This is a genomic window from Nonomuraea sp. NPDC047529 (assembly GCF_040642995.1).
GTDB lineage: Bacteria > Actinomycetota > Actinomycetes > Streptosporangiales > Streptosporangiaceae > Nonomuraea.
In genome coordinates this window covers 18920-31056 of the sequence record NZ_JBEYTJ010000005.1, presented here as the reverse complement: position 1 = coordinate 31056, position 12137 = coordinate 18920, and the positions used below count along the sequence as shown (strand labels likewise).

The window sequence follows — 12137 nt, the reverse complement described above, 5'->3', positions numbered from 1 at the left end:
CACCATCATGACCATCCCCGGATTCGACCACCGCCGTGTCGCCGTCGCCGACGGCGTCACGATCCACGCGGCCGTCGGCGGCTCGGGCAGCCCGATCGTCCTGCTGCACGGCTTCCCGCAGACCCACCTGATGTGGCGGCACGTCGCCGCCGACCTCGCCGCCGACCATACCGTCATCTGCCCCGACCTGCGCGGTTACGGCGCCAGCGACAAACCGGCCGAGACCGGCCCGTCCGTCTACTCCAAGCGGACCATGGCCGCCGACGTCGTGGCCCTGGCCGGGGCGCTCGGTCACGAGCGCTTCGCCCTGGCCGGGCACGACCGCGGCGCCCTGGTCGCCTTCCGCGCCAGCCTCGACCACCCGGCCGCGATCACCCACCTCGCCTGCCTGGACGTGCTGCCGACCCTCGACATGTGGGACGTCATGCGCGGCGCCACCGCCGCCGTCGCCTTCCACCTCTACCTCATGGCCCAGCCGCCCGGCCTGCCCGAACAGCTCATCGGCGCGAGCCCGGACGCCTTCTTCGGCCACTTCCTCGACCTGTGGACCAACGACCCGGCGGCCATCCCGGCCGAGGTGCGGGCCGCGTACCTGGACGCCTGCCGGGCCGCCGTCCCGTCGATCGTGGCCGACTGCCGGGCCTCGGCCGGGATCGACGTCGAGCACGACCGCGCCGACCTGGCGGCGGGCAACCGGCTGCGCATGCCGGTGACCGTGCTCCAGCAGGACTGGGGCGCCGCCCTGGGCTACGACGCCGCGGCGCTGTGGCGGGCCTGGGCGCCCGACCTGCGGCACGACACGGTCACCTGCGGACATTTCATGGCCGAGGAGTCTCCCGCCGAGATCGCGCGGGCGCTGCGCGACCTCGTGTCCCGGTAGCCGGTCGTGCTGGTCAGAGCCGATAGTCGTAACTTAAAGTAATTGACATGTCACGGTAAGTTATTCGACAATGACAGCGCCAAATGAGGTCGTCCTTCCGGTGAGAAAAGTACGGGCCGGAAAGCCGAGCACGCGACGGAGTAGAGGCGCTCTCCAGCATGTTGCACGCATTCATCGTCGGGATGGGCAGATCCGGCGCAGGGCTGCATCTGCCCTCCCTGGCCAAGGTGCGCGAGGCGGCCCCCGGGCTGCTGGCGCCCGGCCCGGTCGTCGTCCTCGACCCCCTCCTGCCGCCCGGCGGCGTACGGGGAGCCGTGCCGGCCGGGTCGCCCGAGGAGGCCGCCGCGCTCGCGCCCCCCGACCGGACCGTCGTGCACCTGTGCACCCCGCCGCACGTCAGAGCCGGGATGCTGGCCCGGCTGGCGCCGCTCGGCTACCGCAAGTTCATCGTGGAGAAGCCGCTCGCCCTCGACCTGGTCGGGCTGGCGGCCGTGGCCCGGGTGCGCCGGCGCTGGAACCTCGACCTCACGGTCGCCACCCACTGGCTCGACAGCACGCTCACCGGCCGGCTCCGGGCGGCGATGCACGCCGAGGAGTTCGGCCCGCTGAGGCAGATCCGGGTCGTGCAGAACAAGCCCAGGTTCACCCGGAGCGCCGCGCGTCCCGACGCCACCACGGCCTTCGACATCGAGGTGCCGCACGCGCTCGCCGTGGTGCTCAGCCTGGCCGGCGGCGCCCGGATCTCCGAGGCGTCCTGGGAGGACATGGTCACCGAACGCCACCGCCTCCCCCGGCTCGGACGGGCCAGGCTGCGGCTCGACCACTACTCCGGCGTGCGCACGGAGATCGACTCCGACCTGACCTCACCCGTACGGGAGCGGCGCATCACCCTGCACTTCGAGCGGGGCACGCTCACCGGCCACTACCCGTGCAGCGACGCCGACCACACCGCCCAGCTCAGGGTGGCCACGGCCGAGGGCGAGCGCCGTTCGGTGTTCGCCGACGACGCCCTGCCCGCCTTCCTGCTGGCCGCCTACCGGCGCTACGCCCGCGCCCGCTGCTCGCCCGGCGCGCTGCCCGTCCAGGTCGACGCCGTGCGGCTGCTCACCGAGGCCAAGCACCTGTGCGCGGCGCACGAGCCCGGGCCTGAGGAGGCGCCGCGTGCAGGCACCACCTGAGCTGGCCGGCATAGGCGACGAGGCCGCCCCCGACCTCGACGGCCAGCTAGCCGCCGTGGGGGAGCTGGGCTGGAACCGGCTGGAGCTGCGCACGATCGACGGCGTGCCGGTGGCCGGGCTCGGCGAGGCGGCGTTCCTGCGCGCGGCGCGGCGGCTGCGCGATGCGCGGGCCGAGGTCGTCGCGGTCGCCTCGAAGATCGGCGACTGGTCGCGGCCCGTGACCGGCGACTTCGCGCTCGACCTCGCCGAGCTCGACGTGCTGGCACGCCGCTGCCCGGCGCTGGGGACGCGGCTGGTGCGGATCATGTCCTTCCCCTCGGGCGGGCTGGCCGAGCCCGAGTGGGGGCGGCGGGTCCGCGACCGGCTGCGCGAGCTGGCCCGCCGGGCCGAGGACGCCGGCCTGCTGCTGGTCCACGAGAACTGCGCCGGCTGGGCGGGCGACCGCGCCGACCGCATGCTGGACCTGGTGACCGGGATCGGCAGCCCGGCGCTGCGGCTGCTGTTCGACATCGGCAACGGCGTCGCCCACGGCTACCCGGCGGCCCCGATGTTGCGGGAGGTCGTCCCGTACGTCGCGCACGTCCACGTCAAGGACGCCGTCACCGGCCCCGGCGGCGAGGTCGTCTACGTGCTGCCCGGCGAGGGACGGGCGGGCGTCGCCGAGTGCCTGCGCCTGCTGTCCGCCCACGGCTACACCGGCGCCCTGTCCATCGAGCCGCATCTGCGGCTGCGCCCCCACCTCGACGACCCGGGCCGCGGCGACCAGGCCGCGTTCGTCCGGTACGGGCGGGCGCTGGAACGGCTGGTGGGGCAGGTCGATGGACGTTGACGCCGTGCCCCTCGACGCGGCGGAGCGCGACCTGCTGCTGAGGCTGCTGCGGCTGCCCACGGCGGGCCCGCTGGAGACCGGGCCGGCCGGTCCGCGCCCGCGGCTGCGCCAGGCCCAGGACGAGTACGCGCGGGCCGCCGCGCCGCTCGGTTTCCGCACTGTACGGCACACCTGCGTGCGCCCGGCCGAGCTGCACCGCGCCGACGTCCCCGCGCCCGTGCGCGAGGCCCTGGACCTGCCCGGCTTCCTGGACGCCCAGCCCAGCCTGGTGCTCCGGCTGGGCCCCGGCCTGCCGGCGTCCCGCACGGTGATGTTCAACGTGCATCTCGACACGGTCGCCGGCCTTCAGGCGGCCGGGTTCGACGGCGAGCGGTTCCACGGCCGCGGCGCGATCGACGCCAAGGGCCCGGCCGTCGCGCTGCTGGCCGGGCTGCGGGCGGCGCGCGCCCGCCGGCCGGCCATCGGGCGCGAGGTCGGCGTGCTGATCCAGGCCGTGGCGGGCGAGGAGGGCGGGGCCATGGGCGTGCTCGGCACCCGCCCGCTCGTCGAACGCGGCTACGTCGGGCGGCTCAACGTCTTCTGCGAGCCCACCGGCGTACGGTTCCTGCCGCGCAGCACGGCCGCCGCCACCGCCCGGATCGTGGTGGACGGCGAGCACGCCGTGGACGACCGGCCGGCCGCCGGGCACAACGCCACGGTCCTGCTCGGCTTCCTGGCCCAGCACCTGGCCAGAGCGCTCGACCCGGACACCGTGTGCGTGGCGGGCCTGCACACCGGCACCCGCCACAACCAGGTGTACGGCTGCGGCTCCCTCCTGCTCAACCTGCCCTACGCCACCCCCGCCACCGGACGGCGCCTGGAACAGGACCTCACCCGGGCCCTGGACGACGGCCTCGCGGCCTTCACGGCGGCCTTCGGCGGCACCGCCCTGTTCGCCAGGACCGCCCGCGATGCCAGGGCCGTCACCCGGCTGGAGTGGCGCAAGCGCGGGCTGCCCGTGCTCGACGACCGCGACGCCTGGGGGCACGCGCTCCTGCGCGACCGGGCCGGGATCCCGCCCTGGCCCGCCGGCGAGCCGGCGTTCACCTGCGACGCCATCTGGATGGCGGGCGTCGAGGACGCCTGCACGGTCGTCCTGGGGCCGGGCGACCTGGCCGGCAACAACGCCCATGCCGAAGGGGAGTTCGCGCGGGCCGACGAACTCGCCGGGTTCGCCGCCGCCGTGGCCCGCCTGATGATCGCCTTCACCGACGACAGGATTGGACGAGGAGCATGAACCCCACTGCCTCACCCGCGACGGACGCACCGCCCGCGCATCCGTACCCGCCGGTCCCGAGGGCCGCACCGCGACAGGAGCGGGCGGCCGTACGGGTGCGCCACGACGACCTGCTGGACTTCGTCGCCGCCGTGTTCACCACCCGCGGCCTGGCCCCCGAACGCGCCCGCGAGGCCGCCGCCGCACTGTGTTACGGCGACCTCGTCGGCATGACCTCCCACGGGCTGGCCAACCTGACCCGGCTCTACCTGCCGCTGCTCGACGAGGGGCGGGTCGACCCGCTGGCCGAGCCGTCCGTGCTGGCCGACCGGGGCGCGGCCGTGCTCCTCGACGCCGGTCGCGCGCTGGGCCTGTGGGCCGCCGGCCTGGCCATGGAGATCGCCGCCGGGCGGGCCTCGACGTACGGCGTCGGCCTGGTCTCCGTACGCGGGGGCACCCACCTGGGCTGCGCCGGCCACCACGCGCTGCGCGCGGTCGAGTACGGCATGGTCGGCGTCATCGCCAGCAACTGCGGCCGCCAGCGCATCGCCAGACCGCCGGGGGGCGCGGTGGCGATGCTGGGCACCAACCCGATCAGCGTCGCCGCCCCCGCCGGCGGGCATCCGCCGTTCGTGCTGGACATGAGCACCACCGCCATGCCCACCGGACGGGTCAGGCAGGCCGCGCGGCACGGCGACGAACTGCCCGAAGGGGTGCTGGCCGACGAGGACGGCGCTCCCGTGACCGACGCCGCCGCCTTCGACGAGGGACGGGCTCACCTGCTCTGGCTCGGCGGCGAGGCGGGGCAGTACAAGGGCTTCGGGCTGGGGGTGGCGGTCGAGGTGCTGGCCGCGCTGGTGCCGGGCGCGGGCCTCGGCGCCCACCCCGACGCGTACGACGGCGACGGCGGCCCGAGCGGGCGCGACGACGACATCGGCTTCCTCGCCCTGGCGATCGCGCCGGGGGTGCTGCGCGAGGGCCTGGAGGGCGACGCGGCCACGCTGTTCGGCGCGTTGCTCGGCTGCCCGCCCGCCGGCTCCGGCCTGCCGGTGAGCTATCCCGGCTGGCACGAGCATCGCCGGGCCGAGGAGCACCGGCGCTCGGGCGTCCCGCTCGGCGCCGACCTGTACGACGAGCTGGCCGCCCTCGCCGCCGCCACCGGACTCGACGCCCCCGCCCTGGTGGTGGAGCGGTGAGCGCCCGGCTGCGGGTCGCCGTCATCGGGCTCGGCGTGATCTCGCGGTTCTACCTGGCGGCCCTGCACGCCTCGCCCGGCCTGCGGCTGGTCGCGGTCTGCGACACCGACCCGCGCGCCCTGGAGGGTCACCGCGTCCCCGCCTACCGCGACCATCTGCGGCTGCTCGACGAGGAACGGCCCGACGCCGTCGTGGTCACCGTCCCCAACGACCTGCACGCCCGGGTCTGCGCCGACGCGCTGGCGCGGCGGATCCCGGTCTGCGTGGAGAAGCCGCTCGCCCTCGACGCCGCGCAGGGCAGGCGGCTCACGGACCTGGCCGCCGGCTCGGACGTGCCGCTGTTCACCGCCTTCCACCGCCGCTACAACTGCGCCGTCGGACGGCTGCGCGCCGCGTGCGCGGGCGCCCGCGTCGAGGAGCTGACCGTGCGCTACCTGGAACGCATCGAGGACCACGCGGGCGGCGACTCCTGGTACCTGGACGCACGGCGCTGCGGCGGCGGCTGCGTCGCCGACAACGGGCCCAACGCGTTCGACCTGGTCGACCTGCTGCTCGGCCCGGCGCACGTCGTCTCCGCGCACGTCGACCGGGACGCCGCGGGGGTCGACCGGCAGGCGGACGTCGAGCTGCGCGCGGGCGCGGCCCGCGCCCGGATCCTGCTCGACTGGTCCTACCCGGGCGAGCGCAAGGACCTGGAGCTGCGCCTGGCCGACGGCCGCGCCCTGTACGCCGACATGCTGGCCGGCCACGCGGGCTTCAAGAACTCCCTGTGGCACGAGTACGAGGGCGTGCTGGCCGCGTTCGAACGCTGCGTGCGCTACGGCACCCCCGACGGCGAGGGCGGCCTGCCCGCCCTGCGCTTCGTCGAGGACGTCTACCGCCTGGAGAAGGCCGGCGCCGGACGGGGGGCCGCGTGAACCCCGACGAGGACGGCCCCAAGACCGCGGTCACCGGGACGCTGCTGAAGGTGCTGGTGCACCGCAGGCAGGACCGCGGCATGCTGCTCGAACCGCACGCCAGCCGGTGCGTGCGCGCCGGCGAGGTGCACGAGCTGGTGGCCACCGACCACACCGAGACCGACGCGGGGGCCAGGATCGACCGGGTCGCCTTCCTGGGTTTCGCCGAGATCGTCGCGGCCGGCGTGCTGGACCGCGGCGACGAGGTGTGGATCGGCGGACGCCGGGTCGGGGTGCTGCTCGGCTTCGACGGCTGCCACCTGCCCAACCACTACAACGTGCTGATCCATGCCGACCCCGCGGCCACCGGCCGCGAGCTGGGCCTCATGCCGGGCGAGCCGCTGGTGTTCAGCCAGCCCCTGCCCGGTGACCCTGAGGAGGGTGGGGCCCGCGTGTTCCGCTGGCCGCTGCTCTAGAGAGTTTCGATTACTTTCCGTGACCTCTGGTTTACCAATAGTCACACAGGGTAATCTGTTGATTGCGCACAGTAGTGGGAATCGCTCGTTTCGGACTCCCGCTAGAGGTCGCGTCCCTCCCCCCGATGATCCCCACGACGGCGGGCGGGCGCGTGTCACGAAAGGACAGACAATGGCTGCGGGCACCAAGACGACCAGCCGGCTGGAAGAGCGCTTCCGCCTCTGGGACAACGACGGCTCCGGCGCGATCGAGCGCTCCGACTTCGAGAACGAGGCCGACGGCATCATCGAGGGCCTGGGCGTGCAGGGGACGCCACAGGCGCAGCAGCTGAAGCAGGCGTACCTGGCCATGTTCGACCACCTCGCCGGGGCGGTGGGCGCGTCCAGGCTCAACCAGGAGCAGTTCGTCCGGGCTGCCGAACAGGAGATCATCAGCCGCGGCGACGCGGGCTTCGCCCAGGTCGTGCGCCCGACCATCCAGGCGATCGTCAACGTCCTCGACCGCGACGACGACGGGGAGGTCGACTCCTCCGAGATGGCCAAGTGGTTCTCGGCCATCGGCCTCGACGGCCACGTCGCCGACGAGGCGTTCCGGCAGATGGACACCGACGGCACCGGCAGACTGTCCGTCTCCGAGCTGGTCGACGCCGTCCGCGACTACCACCTCGGCAAGAACGACATCCCTCTGCTCGGCAGGTGACCCAGGCCTGAGCAGGCCGAAGGGTCGCCCAGAGCCGCTGTCTCCGGGGCGGCTCTGCCGAGAGGGCCGTCCGGGGCCGTGTGTCCCCGGGCGGCTCCGCCCGAAAGGGGCCGTCCGGGGCCGCATCCCCGGGCGGCCCCGCCCACCACCGCACCAGGACGGGAACCTTGGAGACAACACTCTCTCCGCCCGGGGGATCGCCGCCCCGCGCCGCCGCTCCCATCCCCTTCTTCTCCCAGGCGGCGACGTTCGACCGGCTGTGGAAGGAGATCCGCACCGGCTGCGTCGACGTGCTGGACCGCGGCAAGTTCTCCCACGGCGCGAAGGTCGCCGAGCTCGAACGCCGGCTCGCCCTGTGGACCGGCGCCACGCACGTCGTCGGCGTCAACTCCGGCACCGACGCGCTGGTGCTGCTGCTGCGCGCGGCCGGTTTGCGTCCCGGTGACGAGGTCGTGGTGCCCGCCTACAGCTTCATCGCCACCGCCAGTTCCGTCGTGCTGGCCGGCGGCGTGCCGGTCTTCGCCGACATCGAGGAGCGCGGCCACGGCGTCGACCCGGCCTCCGTCGACGCCGTGGCCGGGCCGCGCACCCGCATGGTCATGCCGGCGCATCTGTTCGACCGCCTGGCCGACCTGCGGGGCGTGTGCGAGGTGGCCCGGCGGCGCGGCCTGACCGTGCTGGAGGACAGCGCCGAGGCCATCGGCATGCGCCTCGACGGCACGCACGCCGGGCTTGTCGGAGCGGGCGGCGTCCTGTCGTTCTTCCCCTCCAAGACCCTCGGGGCGATCGGCGACGCCGGAGCGCTGCTCACCGACGACGACGACATCGCCGACACCGCGCGGGCGCTGCGCCACCACGGCCGCGGCGGCCGCACCCTCGACCACTTCCCGGGCATCGCCAACCCCACCGTCCTGCCCGGCTGCAACAGCAAGATGGACGACCTCCAGGCCGCCGTCCTGCTGGCCAAGCTCGCCAGGCTCGACGCCGACATCGCCCGCAGGTCCGAGCTGGCCACCCGCTACGACGTCCGGCTGCGCGACCTGCCCGGCGTGCTGGCCGTGCCGGGCGCGGTGCCGCCGCACCCGGGCGGCAACCGGGTCTGCTACGTCTACCTCGTCGAGGTCGAGTCCCGCGACGCCCTGGCGGCGCACCTGGCCGCCGCGGGCATCGGCACCGAGATCTACTACCCTCTCCCACTGCACCTGCAGCCCTGCTTCTCCCACCTCGGCCACGTCCGGGGCGACTTCCCGAGGGCGGAGGCGGCCTGCGAGCGCGCGCTCGCCCTGCCGCTCTACCCCGATCTGTCCGACGCCGAGGCCGACCGGGTGTGCGACGAGATCGTGGGCTTCTACCGAGGACGGCGCGCATGAGCCGGGTGCCCTTCTTCGCCGACGACCTGTTCGAGGACGACCGCGCGACCCTGCTCAGGACGGTCTACGCCGTCGGCACCGGCGACGCCCAGAAGTTCATCCTGGGCGAGCACACCGCCCGCCTGGAACGCGAGCTGCGCGGCCGGCTCGGCGCGGCCGACGTCGTGGCCTGCTCCAGCGGCACCTCCGCGCTCACCCTGCTGCTCGCCGCCATGGACGTGGGCCCCGGCGACGAGGTCGTGGTGCCCGCCTTCGGCTGCGCGCCGCTGGCCGCCACCGTCGTCGGCGCCGGAGCGCGGCCGGTCTTCGCCGACATCGACCCCGTGACGCTGACCGCCGACCCCGCCGCGGCCGAGTCGCTGGTCACCGTGCGCACCAAGGCGGTGATGCCCGCCCACATGTTCTCCGTGATGGCCGACATGCCGCGCTTGCGCGACCTGGCCGACCGGCACGGCCTGCGGCTGGTCGAGGACTCCGCGCTGGCCCAGGGCGGCACGCTGGGCGGGCGGCCGGCCGGGCGATGGGGGGACGCGGGCGTCTACTCGTTCGTGCAGGTCAAGACGTTCGGCATGCCGGGGGAGGGCGGCGTGGTGATCACCGACGACCCGGCGCTGGCGGCGCACGTACGGGTGCTGCGCAACCACGGGCAGGACGCCGCGCGGCGCTTCCACCACCACCGCGTCGGCTACAACAGCCGCTTCGACGAGGTGATGGCGGCCTTCCAGCTCCACCGGCTCACCGGCCTGGACGACCGCCTGTCGCGCCGGGCCGAGATCGCCTCCTATTACTCCCGCCGTTTCGCGCCCCTGGTGGAACGCGGGATCGTGGCACCGCCCGTCGGAGGGGACGGGCGGTTCCACTACGTCTACACCGTGCTCACCGAGCGCCGGGACGCGCTGGCGGCCCACCTGGCCGCCCGCGACATCGCGACCCACGTCTACTACCCGCGCCCGCTGCCCGCCCAGCCGGCCTTCGCCCGGTTCGCGCCGCCCGGCGCGTCCTGGCCGGTGGCCGAGTCGGCCGCCCGGCGCAACCTGTCGCTGCCGCTGCACCCGCGGCTCGCCGACGCCGAGGTCGAACGGATCGCCGACGCGGTCTGCGCCTTCGCCCACGGCTCCCCGCAGGAGAACCCATGACCGACCAGGTGGTCACCCGCGGCCTCGGGCCCTACGCGCGGCTGGCCAAGCTCGACATCTACGACTACTACCTGGGCCTGCCGCTGGTGTGGTCGCTGCTGCCGGCGGCCGGGCGGTGGCAGCCGTACGCGGTCGGCCTGCTGCTGGCCGTGCTCATCGCCGAGGCGGTCGTGGTGGCCGCGATGGTCGGGTTCGACGACATCACCGGCCACCGCGACGGCAGCGACGCGGCCAACTACTCCTCCGACGCGGCCCGGCGCAGGCTGGCCCGCAAACCGCTGGTCGCCGGCACGCTCACCGAGCCGCAGGCGCTGCGGTTCGCCTGGATGGCCACCGCGATCAGCGTCGTGCTCTGGGCCGCGGTGGTGGCCGCCGCCCCGTACCGGCCCGCGTGGGTGGTCGTGACGGCGGCGGCGTGCGTGGTCGCGGCCGTGCAGTACTCGTGGGGGCTCAAGCTCAGCTACCGGGGGTTCCAGGAGCTGTTCCTCGTCGGGCTCGGCGTGGGGTGGGTGCTGGTGCCGTACGGGCTGCTGACGGGGCAGGCCGGCGGGTTCGTGGCGGTGCAGGCGGTGCTGTTCGGCCTCGGGCCGATGATCTTCGGTCTGTACTCCAACACCAACGACGCCCGGGGGGACCGGGAGGCCGGGCGGTTCACCGTCGCGGCCCGGACGTCCCCGCGGGTCAACGCGGCCTTCGTCACCGCGGTGACCGCGGCCGAGAGCCTGGTGGTCGGATGGGCGGTGGCCGCCGGGGTCGCGCCCGGGTGGTTCCTGGGCGTGCTCGTGCCGCTGGTCTCCCTTCGCGTGGCGCAGCTCGTGATCGGGTTCGTCCGCGGGGACGTCCTGCGGGCCCGGCGCGTGGCGATCCGCACCCACCGGGTCACCGTCGGCGTGCTGATCCTGGCCAACCTGGTCCTGGCATGAACGTGGACGTCGCGGTGGTGGGGGCCGGGCCGGCGGGCCTCGCGACCGCGTACGCGCTGGACCGGGCCGGGTTCGCGGTCCGCGTCCTGGAGGCGGCCGAGGAGGTGGGCGGGCGGATGCGCACCCTGCGGGCGCGCGGCTGCCTGATCGACACCGGCGCCGAGATGTTGCCGTCGGCCGACGGCTATCCGGCCACCTGGCGGCTGATCAAGGCGGTCGGCCTCGACGCGGCGGCCGTGCCGAGGGTGCGCGACGCCGTCGGCGTGTGGCGGGACGGGCGGGTCCACCCGCACGTGGGCCGCCCGCTCGGGCTGCTCACCGGCGCGGGCCTGCCGCCGCGCGCCCGGCTCGACCTGGCGCGCCTCCTGCTCCGCCTGGCCCGCCACCGCCCCGACCCCGCCGCCACCGTCGCCGACCTGATCCGGAAATACCATCCCGACCTGCGCGGATTCCTCATCGAGCCGCTGGTCGCCGGGTTCTTCGGCTGGGACGCAGGGCGCTCGTCCGCCGCCGTGTTCGCCGAGCACCTGACGACCGCCGGGAGCACGAACACCTGGCACACCTACCGCGACGGCATGGACACCCTGGCCCGGGTCCTCGCCGCCGGGCTCGACGTGGTCACCGGGCACGAGGTGACGGGCGTGGTCACGTGCCCGGGTGGGGTGCGGCTGGACTCGCCGCGGGGGAGCGTGACCGCGCGGGCGGCGGTCCTGGCCGTTCCCGCGCCGGTGGCGGCCCGCCTGCACCCCGGCGCCCCGCCGGAGGAGCGCGCGTACCTGGAGGCGTGCACGTACGCGCCCATGCTCCGGCTCAGTCTCGTGCTCTCCCGGCCGGCGGCGCCGGGCTGGCGCGGGTTCGCCACGCTGGTGCCCGCGGTCGAGGACCCCGTGCTCAACGTGATCACCGTGGACCATCACAAGCACCCCGGCCGCGCTCCCGCCGGCACCGGGTTGATCTCGCTCATCACCTCGCCGCGGGGCACCGCCGCGCTGATGGGCGAGAGCGACGAGAAGATCGCCGACCAGCTCGTCGGGCGCGCCGAACGGTTCGTCCCCGGCCTGGCCTGCCGGGTGGCCCGCTTCCACGTGCACCGGTTCCCGTACGGGCTGCCGGAGGCGACGCCGCGCGCGCTGGCGTTGCGGGCGGCGTTCGAGGGGCGTCCGGGATCGGCGGTCGACTACGCGGGCGACTGGGTCGCCTTGCGGCCGTGCAGCGAGGGCGCGGTCGCCGCGGCGGAACGGGCCGCCGCTCGGGTGCTCGCCCGCCTGTCATAGACATCGCCCGCCACAGACACCGCT

Annotated in this window: 12 protein-coding genes; all 12 read left to right on the top strand. The window is 74.9% G+C overall.

The window, feature by feature from the left end; all coding sequences use genetic code 11:
* Positions 1 to 7 precede the first annotated feature (7 nt).
* The 12 genes from ABZ815_RS10300 to ABZ815_RS10245 all read left to right on the top strand — a co-directional run bounded on the left by ABZ815_RS10300 (position 8) and on the right by ABZ815_RS10245 (position 12113).
* A complete protein-coding gene (locus tag ABZ815_RS10300; RefSeq protein WP_357696143.1) occupies positions 8 to 880 on the top strand; it encodes an alpha/beta hydrolase in 873 nt (290 codons plus the stop codon).
* A 158-nt stretch (positions 881 to 1038) separates the two neighbouring features.
* Positions 1039 to 2058 carry an oxidoreductase gene (locus ABZ815_RS10295; protein WP_357696141.1) on the top strand — a complete coding sequence of 340 codons (1020 nt, stop codon included), beginning with the start codon at positions 1039 to 1041 and terminating at the stop codon, positions 2056 to 2058.
* Positions 2042 to 2887 carry a sugar phosphate isomerase/epimerase family protein gene (locus ABZ815_RS10290; protein WP_357696139.1) on the top strand — a complete coding sequence of 282 codons (846 nt, stop codon included), beginning with the start codon at positions 2042 to 2044 and terminating at the stop codon, positions 2885 to 2887. Before ABZ815_RS10295 ends, ABZ815_RS10290 begins: the two co-directional genes overlap by 17 nt.
* Positions 2877 to 4163, top strand: coding sequence for a M20/M25/M40 family metallo-hydrolase (locus ABZ815_RS10285; protein WP_357696137.1), 1287 nt, complete (start codon positions 2877 to 2879; stop codon positions 4161 to 4163). Before ABZ815_RS10290 ends, ABZ815_RS10285 begins: the two co-directional genes overlap by 11 nt.
* A complete protein-coding gene (locus tag ABZ815_RS10280; protein WP_357696135.1) occupies positions 4160 to 5338 on the top strand; it encodes an Ldh family oxidoreductase in 1179 nt (392 codons plus the stop codon). The genes ABZ815_RS10285 and ABZ815_RS10280 overlap by 4 nt, the downstream gene beginning before the upstream one ends.
* Positions 5335 to 6255 (top strand): Gfo/Idh/MocA family oxidoreductase, encoded by a 921-nt coding sequence (locus ABZ815_RS10275; RefSeq protein ID WP_357696134.1) that lies wholly within the window; start codon positions 5335 to 5337, stop codon positions 6253 to 6255. Before ABZ815_RS10280 ends, ABZ815_RS10275 begins: the two co-directional genes overlap by 4 nt.
* Positions 6252 to 6710, top strand: a complete 459-nt coding sequence (locus ABZ815_RS10270) for a hypothetical protein (protein WP_357696132.1) — start codon at positions 6252 to 6254, stop codon at positions 6708 to 6710. The genes ABZ815_RS10275 and ABZ815_RS10270 overlap by 4 nt, the downstream gene beginning before the upstream one ends.
* A gap of 172 nt (positions 6711 to 6882) precedes the next feature.
* Positions 6883 to 7410 (top strand): EF-hand domain-containing protein, encoded by a 528-nt coding sequence (locus ABZ815_RS10265; protein ID WP_357696130.1) that lies wholly within the window; start codon positions 6883 to 6885, stop codon positions 7408 to 7410.
* A 167-nt stretch (positions 7411 to 7577) separates the two neighbouring features.
* Positions 7578 to 8780, top strand: coding sequence for a DegT/DnrJ/EryC1/StrS family aminotransferase (locus ABZ815_RS10260; protein WP_357696128.1), 1203 nt, complete (start codon positions 7578 to 7580; stop codon positions 8778 to 8780).
* Entirely contained in the window at positions 8777 to 9916 is a 1140-nt protein-coding gene (locus tag ABZ815_RS10255; protein ID WP_357696126.1) for a DegT/DnrJ/EryC1/StrS family aminotransferase, read from the top strand. The genes ABZ815_RS10260 and ABZ815_RS10255 overlap by 4 nt, the downstream gene beginning before the upstream one ends.
* Positions 9913 to 10839, top strand: coding sequence for a UbiA family prenyltransferase (locus ABZ815_RS10250; protein WP_357696125.1), 927 nt, complete (start codon positions 9913 to 9915; stop codon positions 10837 to 10839). Before ABZ815_RS10255 ends, ABZ815_RS10250 begins: the two co-directional genes overlap by 4 nt.
* Entirely contained in the window at positions 10836 to 12113 is a 1278-nt protein-coding gene (locus ABZ815_RS10245; RefSeq protein WP_357696123.1) for an FAD-dependent oxidoreductase, read from the top strand. The genes ABZ815_RS10250 and ABZ815_RS10245 overlap by 4 nt, the downstream gene beginning before the upstream one ends.
* Positions 12114 to 12137 lie beyond the last annotated feature (24 nt).